This is a genomic window from Chryseobacterium camelliae (assembly GCF_030818575.1).
In the GTDB taxonomy this organism is placed as follows: Bacteria; Bacteroidota; Bacteroidia; order Flavobacteriales; family Weeksellaceae; genus Chryseobacterium; species Chryseobacterium camelliae_A.
The window spans coordinates 2,994,808-3,013,320 of sequence record NZ_JAUTAL010000001.1; the positions used below are offsets into that span (position 1 = coordinate 2,994,808).

Below are 18,513 nucleotides of genomic sequence, written 5' to 3' on the forward strand. Positions count from 1 at the left end.
CATTTTTAATTGAGCGCAACCATTCCTGCACTCGCAATTTCTTTATCCTGTTCTGGTGAACCACCCGAAGAAGCAATGGCGCCGAGGATGTTGCCCTCTTTGTTTTTAATAACCACACCACCTGCAATAGTTAATAGTCCGTCGTTTGAATTCAACATTCCATAGCCGTGAATGTCTGCTCCAGAAACGATTGTTCCCATAATGTCACTATCTACGCCAAACATTACAGCAGTCTTGGCTTTTTTTACGGCAAATTCTATCACACCAAAAACACTGTCTAATCTTGCAAATGCGACCAAATGTCCGCCAGTATCTACCACTGCAATACTTACGGGAATATTTAGTGCTTTTGCTTTTTCTATGGAAGCATTCAATGCCTTTGTCGCTTCTTTATAGCTTATGTTCATTTTTTTGATTTTATTAATGAAAAAAGAAAGTACAGTTTGTTGGACTGCACTTTTAGAAATTTTATTTAGCTTTTTGCTGTCCAAGCATCTGCCTGCAATTGTTTTACAAAATCTTCGGTTTCTTTTGGATGTACATTTCTAAAGTTAGAGTTTTCGTCCAAAACCACATCAACTATACAATCAGCCATAGATTGTGGGTCTAGCTGATTAGCCAGCGCTTCAGCAGTACCGTCGAACGCAGACAGAGGGGTGAAATTGGTTTCAGGATTGTACCAGCGAGAAATGGTATCCACACCACGATCGTTAAAACCAGTTCCAAAAACACCTGGGTTACAAGTGGCAATTTTGATATTAAATGGTGCTAATTCGGTTTTCAAACCTTCAGCGATTGAACCCATTGCGTGTTTGGACGCGCAATAGGCAGCCACATAAGGAACCGTCCATAATTCGCCCATTGATGTCGTGAAAACAATTTTACCCGGCCTTTTTTCGTCAATAAATTTCTTAATGAAACCTTGAGCCAGTTGCAATCCACCAAAAACATTGACATCAAACATCGAACGGATTAAATCTATGGGTTGTTCCGCAATTGGGCCACCTTCCATAATTCCAGCGTTGCTGATTAGAATATCGATGTCATATTTTTCAGTAATGTAGGCGATGTCTGTAGCATTGGTTACATCCAGTTTATCCACAGACATTTCTATGCCTTGCTCTTTGGCTTCTCTTATCAAGTCGCTCATTTGCGGATAAACTTGTGCCGTTGCAATTACTTTGTGGCCTTTTTTTGCTAAATCAAAAGCGACGATTTTTCCAAAACCGCTTGCAGCTCCTGTAATTAAAATTCTCTTGCTCATATTTTTTATATTTAAAGATTATAGAGCAAAATTGAGCCAATTAGATATAAAATTAGTTTGTGAGAGGTTCAAAATGATATTGCTAAGACGTTCAGGATAGTTCAAGACGTTTTCAGCATCCATTATGAAGTCTTTACATTATAAAACACCTTCAAGTGACTTAGCATTGTAAGCCTTCTCCAATTGAATTATTACTCCTTCAGGTGTTGAAAAGTCAGGATAGAAAAAATCGTCGCCATCATCAATCTTTAAACCAAATTCGATATCAAAATTAGTACGATCCGGAATGCTGTTTCTCTATTTGAAGTAACTCCACTCAGTTTCAAACTGTTTTTGATATCTCTTAAAACCAAAGCGGCAGATGAATTTGCCGCTTTGGTTTACAACATCTGTACTCATTCAAAACTAATTTTACTACCAGCTATTCACCGAATCTTACATAATTGAGAAACTGTTGTGTTTTCTGCGAACTTTGTTTCAATAGTACAGCATTTGTTTTTAATACTGACTATCTTACAATTTAATCCTCCATTTGCGTTAATATACAGATCGGTTTCGTCATATTTGCTTTTTGAGGTGTCCAGTTTCAATACATATTCACAATCATTCTTCCATGATATCTTATAAATTCTATCAGCTTTTATCTTTTGGTTTGTAACCAAATCATATGTGCTTTCGATTTGAAAGTCATTCTTTCTTTCAATTACAAACTTCTTGTTGATGCTCTTATTTATTATGTGGAAGGTCCCTCTCCTAAATGCAGAACATGACAGTAGTTCTTTTGGATGTGCCTTTCCAAAGCTACTTATAGTAATAAGAATTAATACAAATATCAATTCGACAGATGTTAATGTGTATCCTTTCTTTTGAAATCTGTTTAATTTTGTATAATAAAACAACTATTAAATCGAATCACGTTAAAATTTTAATTAATTCATTATCTCCAATTTGATTAGCGAAATCAATCGCAGATCTATGACTGTTGTTTTTAGAATTTGAGTCAGCTCCATACTTTTTTAATAATTCAACAAAATCATATTTACCTCTTGCATTAAAAGTAGCAACCCACATTGCATTATTTCCATAGTTATCTTTCAAATCAATTTGCGTTGGCTTAAAATCCAGCAATTTTTTTGTAAATAGATAGTTGCCGTGCGCAACACTAAAGTGTAAAGCAGTTTTACCATTCTTATCCTGATGATTTACATCAATACCACAATTCAGCAAATAATCAAAAATACTTTCTGAATTGCTGGAAATCGCTTCTTGAAGCAGATTTTCATTATATTCATTTATAAAGTCATTAACATTATTTTTATTAACATTTGACTTTATTTCGTCAATTTCTCCATATCTCACATGCTGAAAGGCTTCCTTTATACTATTTTTGTTCATATTTTCCACTTCTATTTGCTGATTTTGATTCAGGTTGATAATTTGAAGGCTTCTTATATTCTTTTAAAAACTCTTCTTTAGAAATTTTTCCCTCCATATAATCTTTATGTAATTTTCTATATTCTTTACCAGGCTTATGGCCCATATCCCATTGTCTGGTTTTTTTTGCCTTATCCCATGTTAACTCTTCTCCTGTATTAGGGTCATAAACCTTCCCATCCAATTGTTTAGCATTTTGCCACACTTCTTCAACTTGGTCCTTAGAATAAGATGGCCTATGCTTAGTATAGGGCTTTTTAGTAGAAGCCTTAGCCTCAGCTTTAGCTGATGCTTTAGCCTCCGCCTTCGCTTCTGCCTTCACTACAGTACTGGCTGCTTTAACTTCTGCTTTGACTTCAGGAACTAAATTTAGTCCCAGTAAAATTGCTGCATCTTTTCTGCTTGCAGCGTTTCCATCTAAATCTCTTCCAGTCGCTAAGGTATATAATTCTTCGACAGGAGTTACTGTTTTTATAACGGCCATGAAGGTTGCACTATGTGCCTGCTGATCTTCTGCCTCTGCCCTGGCTTGTATCCCACCTTTTTGTTTCATAGCCATTCTGAAACGGTAGTCCTCACCTTACAAAGCTTCAATGGGGTATATTAATGGTTATGCTGATCCGGAATATATTGAGAGTCTTCAATATATGTCACTACCGTTTCTAAGAAATGGAAAATACAGAGCCTTTCCTGCAGAAGGTGATTCTATGCCGCCATTTAAAGATGGTACCTATATTATTGGTGAATTTGTAGAGGAGCTATCCGAACTAAAGGTAGATAAAACATACCTTATTGTTACACAAGGTGGTCTCGTTTATAAATCTCTTGAAAAAATCAATCCTGATTCCATTACAGTCCGCTCTAAGAATACATTTTATGAAACCTACGACATTTTATTTAGTGAAATTTTGGAAGTATGGAAATTTGTAAAGGCGTTGACCGATGAATACGAACTAATTGATCTTACCAATAACGTGGTTAAGGATATGTTTTTGTCTTTAAAAGAGGATATGAAGAAGATGCGGGAGGAGTTGAAAGGTAAATCTTAAAATAGACTATTCGTTCAGCAAGCTGATATAATTTTGACAGAAGATGAAATTTAGCTTTTATCAAGTTGCAAAATTTTAAGGTGAGGAACTAAATTTTCATCAATGAAACATTGTTGTATTTAAAAATAAACTAAATTTTGTTACATCTAAAATTAACAAAGTGGGCTTTTCCCGCCGCCATATTACCAGCGAGGAGTATCAGTTTAAAACGCTTCTTGATACCTACAACACTCAATTATTTTCAAGAATCACCTCTAGAATTAAAGATCGTGAAAATGCAAAAGACGTGTTGCAGGATGTTCTTGTGCACCTTTGGAACCATCGTTCCGAAATGAAATCTGACCGCTGGGAAAGTATCGTATTTAATACCTGCCATCAGAAGATCGCTGAATTTTTCAGGAAAAACAGAAATGTGCTTCATAACGATCATGACTTTGGTGATTTATCGGATGATCTATGGGATGATAGTGACTCTGCCGACTATAAAGAACAGTTATTGACTGTTTTGGACACAAGCATAGCAATAATCACCCCTCCTATTCGCCAGACGATTTTTAAAATGAATAAACTACAGGGATTCTCGCAGCACAAAATCGCTTTGCAGTTAAAACTTACAAGGAGAATTGTACAACACCATCTGGATCACGCTATGCAATTCTTACGTGATCTTCATAAAAACGATTAGCTTTTCATCTTAAAAAGAGTTAAATATTCTTAAAAATAGTTAAAGTTTTAAAGAACCGTGTTCAATTTTCTAAACTCTGCATATTACTATATAGAGAACAGTTACAACTGTGGCTTTGTGAGTAGCCTTCACGTTATGGCATTCGGCCAACAAATGTTATGACTTTTCAAAGCGCAGCGTAATCAAGCCAAAAAAAACTAAAAGAGAAATTATGACAGATCATGACCATCTACCGTTAACGCACGAAGAAAAAAATGAAGAAGTATGGACAAAAGTATTTGACAGAATACGCAGAAAACGCAGACGTCGAAATATTGCTTATGGAGCAATTGGACTTCTATTAATATTTTGCTGTGCGATCGGCTACCGAAGCTTTGTTATGCCAGACGTTTATATGGCTAACGGCAATCCCACAGAAATCACCCTGAAAGACGGCTCAAAAGTAACGCTATCCGCAGGCGCCCAACTCACCGTTCAAAAATCGTTTCCGGCTGATACGAGGGAGGTGACTTTGAAAGGTGACGCAGTTTTTAGAGTAACAAAATCCAAAGAACATCCCTTTATAGTTCATGGTGCAAGCTATGATACAAAAGTGTTGGGAGCCATATTTAAGGTCGTACAAAACGGTGCCACATATAAGGTCCACCTTTATGAAGGTAAAGTACTGGTATACCGGAAAGATCGTACGGAGGAAGTTGTAAAACTTAAGCCAAAAGAGCAATTTACCAATTTTGGTAATCTCCATGTCGCTTCTGTGATCACCATATCAGATAATAAAAGTGTACAGCCAAAGGCAACAACAGCAAGTTTTACATTTAAGGAATGCAGCTTAAAAGATGCTGTTCATGCAATAGAACAGGGCTATGGCATCCATATAACATATCCTGCTGAACTAGACGAGAAAAAAATATCGGTCACCCTGCCGGATGCTGCGGCCGGATTACTGGTACAAACCCTTGCCTTGCAACTGAACCTAACATTTAAGAAGAAGAATGATACAACATTTGAACTGGAGAAATAAGCTGTGGTGCCTGATCACCCCTGCCATGATACCCGACAGATAGCCACCATTAGTACAAAAAGACCGATGGTTGCACCCACCGGTCGAAGTACTTAGAAATAAATAAGACGTCTAACTGAATTATCAATCTTAAATACACTGCAAAAGTATGAAAAATCTTTGCACCACTGCCGTTTTCTTTCTATTGGGATTAACCACCCTGAACGGACAGCAACAAAAGACCTCAGCGATGAGGGTCACTTATCAAGCAGGCTCCATTCCTGCAAGCGAAGCTATAGAGCGCTTTTTGGAAGAAAACAAATTTAAACAATTTGCCTACTCAAGAGAGTCGCTTAAAGATTACCGCATTAGACCGGTAAAATGCACCAACGAAAGTGTACTGAATTGCCTTGCTAAAATACTAAAGGGATTGCCATTTGAGGCATTGATCTACGAGAACACGAAAAATCCTTTTTAATAGATTCAACTAGCTTGTTAAATTGCTTATCATTAAGTTTAGTACTCTTATTGTTTATCGACACTGTAAGTTGTCGAGTAGTTGTTTTTCCATTCTCGTCCTTTGTAGATGCCCATTCAAGACCTTCTATTTCTCTACCATCAACAACTCTATTCTCAGAAAAATTGTAATGAGATTGATAAGCGTACTTTTCACTTAACGGGTCTACATTAAAGAACCTGCCCAGTTCCGGAATGCTGTTTCGCCATTTAAAAGAGCTCCATCCGGTCTCAATCTGCTTTTCCTGTCCCTGGAAACCATAACGGTAATTATACTGCTGCGTCCATACCCAGCTGAAAGGATATTCCAGTCCAAAAGGGTAATAATTTGTTTCCCGGTCAGCTATTACCGAGTTGTAGGCATCCCTGTAATACGCTACCCTTACATTGCCTACCTGGTCCAGGTAATTATAGACATAGCGGCTGTTCGCTACATCGTAGTAACTTTCCCTTGTAGGAACACACTTAAAATTATCATCAACAGACTAAAAGCTACCATCCAGTTAATCTTTTAGAGATACTATTACTACAAATCTATATTCTCTCTATTTAGGTCCCAGAAGTCGCATTCTCCATTCTCTAAGATATCTTCAAACTTAGACCATCCATGTTTTACTATAAAATCCTTTTCCTCTTTATAAATTGGAAACAGCCAAGCAAAAACAGTATCTGGATTTGTACCTTTTAGCACAGCAAAATTTTCGTCAAAAAACACGGGTATGCTAACATATAATGACGTTAGAGAGCTATCTTCTAGAATACTTTCCGGTATATCAATAATCTGACCACGTAAAGGAAACTTATGTTTATCGATTATTTTATTCGCTACATAAAATAAAAGGTCAGTTACTCGCTCACTTTCCTGCTCAGTATAAATACTAAATAGGATTTCGATTCTTACATTTTTATCATCTTTAATGGCAAGTACATGATTGCTTAACCCTAAAGATGTATATGTTGTAACATTCTCAATAGGTAGATCTCTAAACTTTGCAAATAGAAATTTTTGGTCTTTCTCATGGCTTATTGATTCTCCTTTAGTGATTACACCTAAGTATTTCTCTATGTGTTTTATTAATTCCATTATTTATCAACTATCTTTGGAAATACGAAAAATATTGTGTGACAGTGCAATTATTCAGAACTAATAGTCATGTTCTAAGCAAGATTCCTCATAAGTCCAAATTTCTTTTTCCTCTCCCTGATCTAGGTATTTTTTAATAGGAGAATAATTAATCTGTTTTGGAATATTTACTGCAACAATATTGCGTTGTCGCAATATTTTTGATTCACATTTATTATCTTCTAACCATATTTTTACTGGGTCTACATCTTCATCTCTATATACCAATATGTGTACAGTAGAATTACCAGATGCCAAAACAAGGTTTTCAAAATAATAACGTTCTTCATCAATATCATACTCGACCTCGATTATATCTCCCAATGAAACATTTTTGACGATAGCCGGGATATTAGCAATCTTATAGTTATTATTATCTACAATGTCACACCACATTGTTTCTGTTTCGTATTGATCGTCTCCTACTTTTTGTACAAAGGCTACTTTTATACTTTTAATTTCGTTTTCCATATTTAATTGATTATGGATTCTGTAACAGGTTGTACATTTAAAGGGATTACAATAGTTCTAATATTATATATCTCTTTCCTGATATTTTTAAATTTTTTATCCTTTAATTCTAGCTTTCGTTATACAAAATTCAGATTCTCTATAATTGTCAGCACTTCGCGTTTTTCAATAATAATTTTTTCCTGTTCTTCCGTGTCAACGTCAATAGTGTAGCTACAATAGATGATTTTATCATTTTTGGCAAAAATCCAATTATAGATGATCAGATCGTCATCTTCATCAAGCGATTTGTAATATAAATATTCATTTTGAGCACTATTTAATTTAATTTCTCCTCCATACTCTCGCTGACGATTACGTAAAAACTGATCAGCATCAAAATTTCCTTTGCCTTCCAATAATAGCGGAGTAATTCTAAAACTTCCTGTATCTTCAGTATAAAATAAGTAGGTACCTTCATCTTCTTCAATTTGGATCATGCTAGAAGGATATTCAAATGATAGCCAACCTTGATTGGATTTAAATTTTTTATAATTCATAATATTATTTTTAGTTTCCTCCTACAGGATGAGTTTCGTTAGGAATGTTTAATCTTTTATATTCCGCTTCACGTTTTTTATTTCTGGCACTGTTAGGCTTTCTTTCTGCCTCATAGATTTGCTCTGTCTCTTGGGTTTCGCGGTTAACTACTTGAACATCTGGACGTCTATTTGAACCCTCTTTTTTAATCTTTTTTTCAGTGACAACATCCTTATCGGGATGTTCTGCTCTAGCCTTTTCTTCAAGTTCTTTTACTTTGGCTTGATGATCTGGCTTTCCCTTTGCGCCATTTGGATTTCTAACTATCTTACTGTCACTATTTCCGTTTTCTTTTTTGCTCTCACCTTCACTGTTTAACACTCTTTCAGTTAGCGCTACTCCCGCTACAATACTCCCTTTAATAATATTGTAATTATTGCCCGCAATTCTTACTAACCCATTATAGTTGCTGATCGCATTGCTTTTGGCCGTTTCATAAATTCCTGCCTGGCTTCGGCTTCCGGCCGCTGCTGATGTGTATGTTATAACACCAAATGGCGTATACAAAACATATTGCTTTTCAAGACCTTCAAGTTCCCTGTGGGCTACAACCGCATTCTCAGAGAAATTATAATGGGATTGATAAGCATACTGCTCGCTTAACGGGTCTATGTTAAAAAACCTGCCCAGTTCCGGAATGCTGTTTCGCCATTGGAAAGAACTCTACCCCGCTAAAAGTCGTGGTATCACTCTGAAAACTAAAGCTACTTAGGTATCCTCCACTTTTAGATATTCTATAGGTACCTTCTTTAAATCACTCTCAGGATAACTTATAAGAAAGTATCCTCTTTATCTCCTTATTTCCAATGATCTCAGCTTTGCAATTGTTTGAATAAAGATCATCAATACTGATTTTTATTCGGGGACTATCAGACTTATCAGTAATAATTATATCTCCGTTTGCAATCTTTATATCTTTGAACATTTTATCAAATAGAACTTCATCAGGCTCTGTTTTGATAATTGCTTTATTAAAGATTTCCTTTTTATCAGATAGTTGATTGATGATTGCAGTTAGTTGAAAGAAGTTTGTATTAAAATCACAAACTAGCTTAATTTCAAGATTCTGTTCTTTAAACTTTTTCGTTTTGTGTAGCCACTCATTCTTACAACCACCATCTTCAAAATTTCTTAAAATTTCTAATAAGCTTTCTAAAGGTAATTTTTTGAATTTAGAAGCCTTTACGAATCCTTTTTGAAATAGTTCTATATAATATTGACAATCATCGGTACCTCGAATTTTTTCGTATTTATTACGATCAAATGGAAGATAAGTTTGTAAAACATCTATTGGCACAATGTCAGTTTCCTTTAATTTATCTTCCGTTAGTGCGATTGTAATCATGTTGAAAGTTCCATCTGTTTGAAATTTGATTTTTCTTACCTCCTTTGATAAATAATTTGATATAAATCTCGTGTTGAGTTGAAATTGATATCGCAATTTGTTATCTCTTTCAATATATGTATTATAATCTAATCCTATAGCTATATATCTTAAATTCATATTATGGTCTTTTATGATAATTTGGGTCTAATGTTGCTCTGTTTTTTTCCGCGTTCGCTACTTCAGCTTCAAGGATATTTTTTCTCGCATTTGGTCCGGCAGGCTCTTTCTTTATAACTCTGGAATCAACTATTTTTTTTCCTGCTTTTTTATTAATTCTATTAACCTGACTTGTAGCTCGATACGACTTTCCGGATTTCGAAATTTTCCCTCCGCTAACACCAGTTTTTATGACATCTCCATTTGATTTTCTAAATATTTCGTAAAGGTGTTGAGCCTTGGTACTAGATTTAGAATTTCCATTTGTAGCCTTTAAGGTTGTTTTAACTTCTTCAAATGTTCTTAAAATTGATGCTTTGCCACCTTGAGCCGTTAGCATTCCTTCTGGTCCTCCAGCAGCTGCCATACCAATTGTTGCTAAATCACCAATCGTATTGACAATTTTTTCGCGTCGGGTTTCCCTTGGAACGCCAGTAACAAGATTTAAATATCCGTTTTGATCGACTTCATATTTATTTCTAATCCTATCACTAAATAGGACATTATAAGCCCTCGCACTTAAATTTGATACGGACGATCTCACACTATTAATCCCACCACCAATCATTTCACCGAACTCCATCGGGTCATCAGGAAGACTAACTTCTGTTACTTTTTTAGGCTCTAGGCCTTCAAGTTCACGAGAATCCACCACTCTGTTACCGCTGAACGCATAAACAGACCAATCATGGTAATCTTCAGAAAGTGGATCTACATTAAAGAACCTGCCCAGTTCCGGAATGCTGTTTCGCCATTTAAAAGAACTCCATCCGGTCTCAATCTGCTTTTCCTGTCCCTGGAAACCGTATCGGTAATTATACTGCTGCGACCATACCCAGCTGAAAGGATATTCCAGTCCAAAAGGGTAATAATTCGTTTCCCGGTCAGCTATTACCGAGTTGTAGGCATCCCTGTAATAGGCTACCCTTACATTGCCTACTAGAATTTAAATGTTGGTGACTAGCATTGAAAACTTCAATTAAACGAAATTGATCAAATCACATATTAGTATTTGACATTTTTCATTATGATATCAACACTATTCCCTCTTATTTCATATTTATAAACTAATTCGTACCAATCTTTTCCGTTAGAAGTATTATAAATTATAATTACATCACCAACGTTCTTTATAGTTGCGTTTACACATACTGCACCAAATTTGGTTGTTTCGTGTTCAAAATCTTTGACAATTGTTTCAATCAAAAAACTTTTCATCTTATCAGAATCCATCGAATCGTCATAAGTTGCCAAGTCAATCCACTCTCCATTTTTGAAAATTAATCCAAATGGAGCAAACTCCTTTAACTCTTCCAAGAACTTTGTTGCTGTTTCAACAATTTTTTGAATTCCTGTTAAATCTATTTCCGTCATAATATTTTCTTATATACAATTAGGTACTTTTCTCTCTGCCATCAACAATGCGATTTTCACAAAAATTGTAGTGAGATTGATAAGCTTACTTTTCACTTAATGGATCTACACTAAAGAACCTGCCCAGTTCCGGGATGCTGTTTCGCCATTTAAAAGCGCTCCATCCGGTTTCAATCTGCTTTTCCTGGCCCTGGAAACCATAATGGTATAAATACTGCTGTGGCCATACTCCGCTCTCAGGATATTCCAACCCAAAAGGATAATAATCGGTAACACGGTCAAGAACTGATGCATTAAAACCATTCTTGTAATAGGCTATCATTATGTTGCTTAAATGACCGTAAAAATTATAGACTTATCGGTTGAAACTCATTAAAAAACTTCGTTAGTTAATAGCATATGCGCTCTTCCCTCAGGAGTGCCATGAGGTTGATTAATAGCTAATCTACATAATGAAAAATATTTTACCCTTGGAACATTGTTCCTCCAATATCAAAGTTTAACTATTCATATTGCTCTGCTTCGTTTTGTAAATCAACGCCTAAATCTTTAGGTGATATCACTGAACCTTTCTCTTCAGGAGTTAAAAAAATATTTACTAGAGTATTATCGTTTGTCATTCCAGGAATCCATTTTTCGAAAAAATCATTTAAGGAGATTTCTTTAGGTTTAAAACCTTCCCATTGATCTATAGCACATAATTCCGCAAACTCTTTTTCTGGCCATAGTGGTAAAACCTGCCTGCCCTCATTATCCCCTAGTAAAGCCCAGCCATTATCATCTAATCCCCACAGCACTTCAAAATCAGCTACTTTTCTAATAAAGTAGTCATATCTCTCATTTTCAGACATTCTTAGAATGTTCCCAATTTTTTTATTAATATCCGCCATATTTATGTTCTAATTTATGTAAATCTGCATCTTGAAGTTTAGCATCTTTGTAGCTATTACCATCTTTAGCTCTTTTTCCTCGTGGATGAGCCAATTCCGTACCTCTTGTCCTCGAGTTTCGGGAATTTCTAGGATTACGAATTGTTTTTCTATTACCGGTTTTTATATGCCTAATTTCATTCTTAATCCATCCTCTATTGAAGCGGCTGACTTTCATGTCACTTCCAAGTTCTCTTAGTCTCGCTTGCTTGCCGGACCTACCAGTTTTAGCCAAAGTTTTAGCTTCTTCTACTGTTCTCAAAATCGAAGCTTTGCCACCTTGCGCTGTTAACATCCCTTCTGGCCCTCCAACAGCTGCTAGGCCAATCGTTGCTAAATCGCCAATTGTATTAACGATTTTTTCTCTACGGGTTTCCCTTGGAACACCAGTAACAAGATTTAAATATCCATTTTGATCAACTTCATATTTATTTCTAACCCTATCACTAATAAGGACATTATAGGCCCTTGCAGATAAATTGGAAACTGAAGACCTTAAACTATTGATCCCGCCGCCAATCATTTCAGCAAATTCCGTAGGATCATCAGGAAGACTAACTTCCGTTACTTTTTTAGGTTCTAAGCCTTCAAGTTCACGAGAATCGACTACTCTATTGCCACTGAAAGCATAAACGGACCAATCATGGTAATCCTCTGAAAGGGGATCCACATTAAAGAACCTACCCAGTTCCGGGATGCTGTTTCGCCATTTAAAAGAACTCCACCCGGTCTCAATCTGTTTTCCTGTCCCTGGAAACCGTATCGGTAATTATACTGCTGCGTCCACACCCAACTGAATGGATATTCCAGTCCAAAAGGGTAATAATTCGTTTCCCGGTCAGCTGCAGTGCAATTATTCAGAATTAATAGTCATGTTCCAAGCAAGATTCCTCATAAGTCCAAATTTCTTTTTCCTCTCCCTGATCTAGGTATTTTTTAATAGGAGAATAATTAATCTGTTTTGGAATATTTACTGCAACAATATTGCGTTGTCGCAATACTTCTGATTCACATTTATTATCTTCTAACCATATTTTTACTGGGTCTACATCTTCATCTCTATATACGAATATATGTACAGTAGAATTACCAGATGCCAAAACAAGGTTTTCAAAATAATAACGTTCTTCATCAATATCATACTCGACCTCGATTATATCTCCCAATGAAACATTTTTGACGATAGCCGGGATATTAGCAATCTTATAGTTATTATTATCTACAATGTCACACCACATTGTTTCTGTTTCGTATTGATCGTCTCCTACTTTTTGTACAAAGGCTACTTTTATACTTTTAATTTCGTTTTCCATATTTAATTGATTATGGATTCTGTTACAGGTTGTACATTTAAAGGGATTACAGTAGTTCTAATATTATATATCTCTTTCCTGATATTTTTAAATTTTTTATCCTTTAATTCTAGCTTTCGTTATACAAAATTCAGATTCTCTATAATTGTCAGCACTTCGCGTTTTTCAATAATAATTTTTTCCTGTTCTTCCGTGTCAACGTCAATAGTGTAGCTACAATAGATGATTTTATCATTTTTGGCAAAAATCCAATTATAGATGATCAGATCGTCATCTTCATCAAGCGATTTGTAATATAAATATTCATTTTGAGCACTATTTAATTTAATTTCTCCTCCATACTCTCGCTGACGATTACGTAAAAACTGATCAGTATCAAAATTTCCTTTGCCTTCCAATAATAGCGGAGTAATTCTAAAACTTCCTGTATCTTCAGTATAAAATAAATAGGTACCTTCATCTTCTTCAATTTGGATCATGCTAGAAGGATATTCAAATGATAGCCAACCTTGATTGGATTTAAATTTTTTATAATTCATAATATTATTTTTAGTTTCCTCCTACAGGATGAGTTTCGTTAGGAATGTTTAATCTTTTATATTCCGCTTCACGTTTTTTATTTCTGGCACTGTTAGGCTTTCTTTCTGCCTCATAGATTTGCTCTGTCTCTTTGGTTTCGCGGTTAACTACTTGAACATCTGGACGTCTATTTGAACCCTCTTTTTTAATCTTTTTTTCAGTGACAACATCCTTATCGGGATGTTCTGCTCTAGCCTTTTCTTCAAGTTCTTTTACTTTGGCTTGATGATCTGGCTTTCCCTTTGCGCCATTTGGATTTCTAACTTTCTTACTGTCACTATTTCCGTTTTCTTTTTTGCTCTCACCTTCACTGTTTAACACTCTTTCAGTTAGCGCTACTCCCGCTACAATACTGCCTTTAATGATATTGTAATTATTGCCCGCAATTCTTACTAACCCATTATAGTTGCTGATTGCATTGCTTTTGGCCGTTTCATAAATTCCTGCCTGGCTTCGGCTTCCGGCCGCTGCTGATGTATAGGTAATAACACCAAATGGCGTATACAAAACATATTGCTTCTCAAGACCTTCAAGTTCCCTGTGGGCTACTACTGCATTTTCAGAGAAGTTATAATGGGATTGGTAAGCGTACTTTTCACTTAACGGGTCTATATTAAAGAACCTGCCCAGTTCCGGGATGCTGTTTCGCCATTTAAAAGAACTCTAACTACTTCATACCCATTTTCATTTATTTGAGAATAACGCGGCTAATCACTCAGCCGCTTCTTTAACAGCAGAAGGTTACTCATTTAAGTTTATATTATTTAACTTAAATTACTTTTATGAGTATCGGACAGACAAGCCTCTTTATAATCAAGAACGCCCTCATTAGCTTTGGTATCTAAATAGTGTTTAACCATTTTATAATCTATAGATGGCGGAATATCTATGGCTATTATTGTTTGCTCAGAAAATCCTTCCCAATTACATTCTAGTTCTTCAATTCCTTTGATGACATTAGGAATTTCTACCAGATTAAAAAATACAATTTGAACTGTGCTATGCTCAGATGGTTCTAACAATTCTTCAAAGTATAATATCCCCTCATCATTTTCCACTGCTATTATATCATCATAAGATATGTTTGGCGCAAAGAATGGTACATTCTTTACTTGAAATTTCAGTTCATCAATTTGATCTGCATTCACTAATTCTTCTGCTATATTATCTTCAACATCGTAATACGTTAAAACGATTTTACTATCCATATTTATTTTACTTAATGTTTTTCTAAATTACATTTTCTACAATATACCTGCCCATTATCAGGATTGCCACGTCCACCTTCTCTTCTTCTTTTAATATGATCAACTTGTGTTTCTGTTTTCTTAGGAACTATGCCCTTCTTCGACTGCTTTGCAGGTGTAGTTGCAACTCCACATCTCTCACATTTAACCTTTCCATATTTGATTTCATTTCTTTTTATAACAACTTGTTTCCCCGCTTTGGTGAAATCCATTCCTGATCGATCCACTTTATTCAATCTAGCGGCTCTTGCTTCATTTTTTTGATAAGCTCGTACTGATTCAAATGCTCTAAGAAATGTTGGTTTCGTTCCTTGCGCTGTCAACATACCTTCCGGACCACCAATCGCTGCAAGGCCGATAGTCGCTAAATCGCCGATTGTATTTACAATTTTTTCTTTTTTTGTTTCCTTTGGAACGCCAGTGACAAGATTTAGATATCCGCTTTCATCAACTTCATATTTATTTCTAACCCTATCACTAATAAGGACATTATATGCTCTTGCAGATAAATTGGAAACTGAAGACCTTAAACTATTAATCCCACCGCCAATCATTTCAGCAAATTCTGTAGGATCATCAGGAAGACTAACTTCTGTTACTTTTTTAGGCTCTAGCCCTTCTAGTTCCCTTGAATCGACCACTCTGTTACCGCTGAACGCATAAACAGACCAATCATGGTAATCTTCAGAAAGTGGATCTATATTAAAGAACCTGCCCAGTTCCGGGATGCTGTTTCGCCATTTAAAAGAGCTCCATCCGGTTTCAATCTGCTTTTCTTGTCCCTGGAAACCGTATCGGTAATTATACTGCTGCGTCCACACCCAGCTAAAAGGATACTCCAGTCCAAAAGGGTAATAATTCGTTTCCCGGTCAGCTATGACCGAGTTGTAGGCATCCCTGTAATACGCTACCCTTACATTGCCCACCTGGTCCAGGTAATTGTAGACATATCGGCTGTTCGCTACATCGTAATACCCTTCACTGGTCGGGAAGAACTGTAATACATCATCTACATACTGGAAGCCGTCCAGGTAATCGGTATTTTCCGTTCGACGGCTTGCGGCGCTCGGCTCATAATAGATGAATGATTTTCTTACCTTAACGCCATCCGCCCGATACAGAAAACTAAGGGTTGGCTTAAAATTAGGAACGCTTTCCTGAAAAGTTACCTTCCTGGGTAAATTTAAGAAATTATAGCTTATGTTTTCGATGCCTTTATCCGGATGGCTGGTCATATTGCCATTGGGATCGTACTCCATGTTATTGCCGCCCAAAGGATAGCCGGAACCATTTCCGCTGGCATCGGTCACGATATGAAGCTGGTTACCCAGATAGCTTTGGTAATTCAGGTCATCAACGAGGATAGGGGTGGTATTAAATTTCCGGTATCTTTTGAGGGTCTGGATATTTCCGCCCGTATCATAGGTTACGAATTCAGAAAAAGCATTGTTTACCGGAGTGGTTGCCTCAGGTTCCAGGTAAAAGGCGTTTTTCATCCGGTCCAGCCTGTCATATTCGTAGGCGTATCTCTTCAGTATATTATCGTTGGTCGTCTTCCAGTCAAATTCAGAAATATTGCCGTTAAATCTCGGATCAGCCGGGCTGTTGCCCGAAGGCTTCTCAAACTTCAGCTCATAGCCGAATAACTTCCCGTTCCCAGCCGCGGAATTAGGATTATTCATGGAAGAAAGCCAGCCTCTGATATTGTAAGTATAGTCTACTGACTGAAGCGAAGTGCCAGTCTGGTTTCCTGTCTTCTTATTAACCAACTGTCCGAGGTCGTTATACGTATTTTCAGCCAGCAATTCCTCCGGGTTGTTCCCGAACTGGTGATATTGCTGCACCAATCTTTCCTGATCATCATAAATAAACCGTTCTTTGACCAGAACTTCGGGATCTGATGCCGATTTTTGGTGATAGGTATATTTTTCTAAGGGCTGTCCGGAAAAATTGAGCTTATACTCGTAATTGGTATGGCCACCAAAATGGTTGTCAGTTTTTGTCCGGATAATTCTTCCCCGGGTATCATAAAAGTGATAGGTTCTGGTCCAGTTGTCATCTTCTATGTTTTTGACAAATGATGCCGTCAAAAGGCTTTTGGTAGACGGATCTTCACTGGTAGTTAATGATTGCTGAAGGGTATACTCTCCAAGAACCTGTGCAGGGATAGCATTTATCTCCGCTGGGTACGTATCATAATAATTAACCGTAAGCAAGGTCATACTTCCTGTAGGAAAAGCCTGCTTGTCATAAAACACCTGCTGGCCCTGGAGCGTAAACGAACTGCTGCTTCTCTTTTCATTATTGTATGGATTGGCGGCCATACTGTTCAAGGCATTCTGCATTGCCTGTCTACTAGCCGTATTGGAGAAGAATCCTGTATACACCACTCTCCCGAATTCATCGTACTTTGTGAAGATCCAACCTTTAGAGCCAAAGTTATTGGCAGTCCCTCTTAGCACCCCGTCTTGTGTAAGAACCACCCTGTCCTGTTTGTCATAAACGGTATATTCCCAGTCTTTACCCGGAATATGCTTTTCCACCTCCCTGTCTTTGCCATCATAACGGTACTGGTAGCACAGCTCATCTAAAACGGAAGATGCGATGCTGTTTCCATTCTGCGAGATCTGTTCTACTGCTTTTGGGGGAATAATGAACGCAAGCTGGTCATATTCATTGTACACATAGTACGTATCGATATTCTGGCTGCCATCGTTCCTGCGGATTAAAAGCGTCTGGTCGTTTCCGTTCCTGAAGGTCACCACAGGATTGCCGTCTTCATCCGTTTCCGTATTTTTATAAAGTACCGCCGCAGGATAATAGCCACTATTGTCAGAAGAAATGGACAGCGCAGATACGGTATTGGAAACACCATTTACGGTATTAACAGACGTAGATGTAACAAATTTCCTTACTTCATTGGCTGCGTTGGCTTCATACTGGTATTTCCTGGTATGGCCGGACTGAAGCTTCCACGGTTCACCGGGAGCAGCAACCTGCTTAACCCTATCCAGCGGTGAGTTTTCAATCTCCTTTTCCGCAAACGCATTGGAAACACCGTAGTAAGTATTAGCAGCATTTTCGCTTGTAATACTGCTGTGTATGTTTGAATTTTGGGTCGTTACCGGAACAGGAAGAATATCTTTGACCTGCCTTCCGAATCCATCGTAGGTAATAGGAGTCACCAGATCTTTTCCGGTTGGGGTAATTTTGACACTAACGATTTGCTTTGGCCTGCCCAGGCCATCAAAGTAAGTGATCGTCTCGGATATCTTCGAACAATCTGCGTTCAGACAGGTTTTCGACTGCACATAGTTCTCGGCAGAAGTCTGCGCAAAGGCAGCACCCGCCCAAAAAAAGCTGAATACAGATAAAACTGTTGTGATAATATGTTTTCTCATCGTATG

24 protein-coding genes are annotated in these 18,513 nt (G+C 36.9%); 4 read left to right on the forward strand and 20 right to left on the reverse strand.

Annotation, left to right across the window (positions count from 1 at the left end; translation table 11 throughout):
* Nucleotides 1–5: 5 nt before the first annotated feature.
* From QE404_RS13680 to QE404_RS13695, 4 genes are all read right to left on the reverse strand, one after another.
* A complete protein-coding gene (locus QE404_RS13680) occupies nt 6–491 on the reverse strand; it encodes a GlcG/HbpS family heme-binding protein (protein WP_307451344.1) in 486 nt (161 codons plus the stop codon).
* Nucleotides 473–1,264, reverse strand: a complete 792-nt coding sequence (locus tag QE404_RS13685; RefSeq protein ID WP_307451346.1) for an SDR family oxidoreductase — start codon at nt 1,262–1,264, stop codon at nt 473–475. The genes QE404_RS13680 and QE404_RS13685 overlap by 19 nt, the downstream gene beginning before the upstream one ends.
* Before the next feature lie 912 nt (nt 1,265–2,176).
* Nucleotides 2,177–2,659: an ankyrin repeat domain-containing protein gene (locus QE404_RS13690; protein ID WP_307451348.1), complete on the reverse strand. Its 483-nt coding sequence runs from the start codon at nt 2,657–2,659 to the stop codon at nt 2,177–2,179.
* On the reverse strand, nt 2,646–3,251 hold the full coding sequence (locus tag QE404_RS13695; protein ID WP_307451350.1) for an HNH/ENDO VII family nuclease: 606 nt from the start codon (nt 3,249–3,251) through the stop codon (nt 2,646–2,648). The genes QE404_RS13690 and QE404_RS13695 overlap by 14 nt, the downstream gene beginning before the upstream one ends.
* 40 nt (nt 3,252–3,291) lie before the next feature.
* Here QE404_RS13695 and QE404_RS13700 point away from each other — a divergent pair, with 40 nt between their 5' ends.
* The 4 genes from QE404_RS13700 to QE404_RS13715 all read left to right on the forward strand — a co-directional run bounded on the left by QE404_RS13700 (nt 3,292) and on the right by QE404_RS13715 (nt 5,910).
* The gene (locus tag QE404_RS13700) at nt 3,292–3,747 is read left to right on the forward strand and encodes a S24 family peptidase (protein ID WP_307451352.1); all 456 of its coding nucleotides are present in this window, start codon (nt 3,292–3,294) and stop codon (nt 3,745–3,747) included.
* Nucleotides 3,748–3,907: 160 nt separating this feature from the next.
* Complete coding sequence (locus QE404_RS13705) at nt 3,908–4,432, forward strand: sigma-70 family RNA polymerase sigma factor (protein WP_307451353.1); 525 nt, start codon at nt 3,908–3,910, stop codon at nt 4,430–4,432.
* 211 nt (nt 4,433–4,643) lie between these two features.
* The gene (locus QE404_RS13710; protein WP_307453941.1) at nt 4,644–5,453 is read left to right on the forward strand and encodes a FecR family protein; all 810 of its coding nucleotides are present in this window, start codon (nt 4,644–4,646) and stop codon (nt 5,451–5,453) included.
* A gap of 148 nt (nt 5,454–5,601) precedes the next feature.
* Nucleotides 5,602–5,910, forward strand: a complete 309-nt coding sequence (locus QE404_RS13715; RefSeq protein ID WP_307451358.1) for a hypothetical protein — start codon at nt 5,602–5,604, stop codon at nt 5,908–5,910.
* Here the strand turns inward: QE404_RS13715 and QE404_RS19350 are convergent.
* From QE404_RS19350 to QE404_RS13795, 16 genes are all read right to left on the reverse strand, one after another.
* Nucleotides 5,846–6,352, reverse strand: coding sequence for an RHS repeat-associated core domain-containing protein (locus QE404_RS19350; RefSeq protein ID WP_373462511.1), 507 nt, complete (start codon nt 6,350–6,352; stop codon nt 5,846–5,848). The genes QE404_RS13715 and QE404_RS19350 overlap by 65 nt on opposite strands.
* Before the next feature lie 122 nt (nt 6,353–6,474).
* Nucleotides 6,475–7,032 (reverse strand): suppressor of fused domain protein, encoded by a 558-nt coding sequence (locus QE404_RS13720; protein WP_307451360.1) that lies wholly within the window; start codon nt 7,030–7,032, stop codon nt 6,475–6,477.
* Nucleotides 7,033–7,092: 60 nt separating this feature from the next.
* Nucleotides 7,093–7,542, reverse strand: coding sequence for a DUF4265 domain-containing protein (locus QE404_RS13725; RefSeq protein ID WP_307451362.1), 450 nt, complete (start codon nt 7,540–7,542; stop codon nt 7,093–7,095).
* 119 nt (nt 7,543–7,661) lie between these two features.
* Nucleotides 7,662–8,081, reverse strand: coding sequence for a DUF3805 domain-containing protein (locus tag QE404_RS13730; RefSeq protein WP_307451363.1), 420 nt, complete (start codon nt 8,079–8,081; stop codon nt 7,662–7,664).
* Between the two features lie 10 nt (nt 8,082–8,091).
* The gene (locus QE404_RS13735; RefSeq protein ID WP_307451365.1) at nt 8,092–8,628 is read right to left on the reverse strand and encodes a hypothetical protein; all 537 of its coding nucleotides are present in this window, start codon (nt 8,626–8,628) and stop codon (nt 8,092–8,094) included.
* A gap of 253 nt (nt 8,629–8,881) precedes the next feature.
* Nucleotides 8,882–9,625 carry a hypothetical protein gene (locus QE404_RS13740; protein ID WP_307451367.1) on the reverse strand — a complete coding sequence of 248 codons (744 nt, stop codon included), beginning with the start codon at nt 9,623–9,625 and terminating at the stop codon, nt 8,882–8,884.
* 1 nt (nt 9,626) lies between these two features.
* A complete protein-coding gene (locus tag QE404_RS13745; RefSeq protein ID WP_373462512.1) occupies nt 9,627–10,610 on the reverse strand; it encodes an RHS repeat-associated core domain-containing protein in 984 nt (327 codons plus the stop codon).
* Nucleotides 10,611–10,669: 59 nt separating this feature from the next.
* Nucleotides 10,670–11,038: a hypothetical protein gene (locus QE404_RS13755; protein ID WP_307451372.1), complete on the reverse strand. Its 369-nt coding sequence runs from the start codon at nt 11,036–11,038 to the stop codon at nt 10,670–10,672.
* Between the two features lie 85 nt (nt 11,039–11,123).
* Nucleotides 11,124–11,360 carry an RHS repeat-associated core domain-containing protein gene (locus tag QE404_RS13760; RefSeq protein WP_307451374.1) on the reverse strand — a complete coding sequence of 79 codons (237 nt, stop codon included), beginning with the start codon at nt 11,358–11,360 and terminating at the stop codon, nt 11,124–11,126.
* Between the two features lie 181 nt (nt 11,361–11,541).
* A complete protein-coding gene (locus QE404_RS13765; protein WP_307451376.1) occupies nt 11,542–11,928 on the reverse strand; it encodes a DUF2750 domain-containing protein in 387 nt (128 codons plus the stop codon).
* Complete coding sequence (locus QE404_RS13770; RefSeq protein WP_307451378.1) at nt 11,915–12,637, reverse strand: polymorphic toxin type 8 domain-containing protein; 723 nt, start codon at nt 12,635–12,637, stop codon at nt 11,915–11,917. Before QE404_RS13770 ends, QE404_RS13765 begins: the two co-directional genes overlap by 14 nt.
* A gap of 193 nt (nt 12,638–12,830) precedes the next feature.
* Complete coding sequence (locus QE404_RS13775; protein WP_307451380.1) at nt 12,831–13,280, reverse strand: DUF4265 domain-containing protein; 450 nt, start codon at nt 13,278–13,280, stop codon at nt 12,831–12,833.
* Between the two features lie 119 nt (nt 13,281–13,399).
* The gene (locus QE404_RS13780) at nt 13,400–13,819 is read right to left on the reverse strand and encodes a DUF3805 domain-containing protein (RefSeq protein ID WP_307451382.1); all 420 of its coding nucleotides are present in this window, start codon (nt 13,817–13,819) and stop codon (nt 13,400–13,402) included.
* A 10-nt stretch (nt 13,820–13,829) separates the two neighbouring features.
* Nucleotides 13,830–14,366, reverse strand: coding sequence for a hypothetical protein (locus tag QE404_RS13785; RefSeq protein WP_307451384.1), 537 nt, complete (start codon nt 14,364–14,366; stop codon nt 13,830–13,832).
* A gap of 257 nt (nt 14,367–14,623) precedes the next feature.
* Entirely contained in the window at nt 14,624–15,067 is a 444-nt protein-coding gene (locus QE404_RS13790; RefSeq protein ID WP_307451386.1) for a DUF4265 domain-containing protein, read from the reverse strand.
* 11 nt (nt 15,068–15,078) lie between these two features.
* Entirely contained in the window at nt 15,079–18,507 is a 3,429-nt protein-coding gene (locus QE404_RS13795; RefSeq protein WP_307453943.1) for a DUF6443 domain-containing protein, read from the reverse strand.
* Nucleotides 18,508–18,513 lie beyond the last annotated feature (6 nt).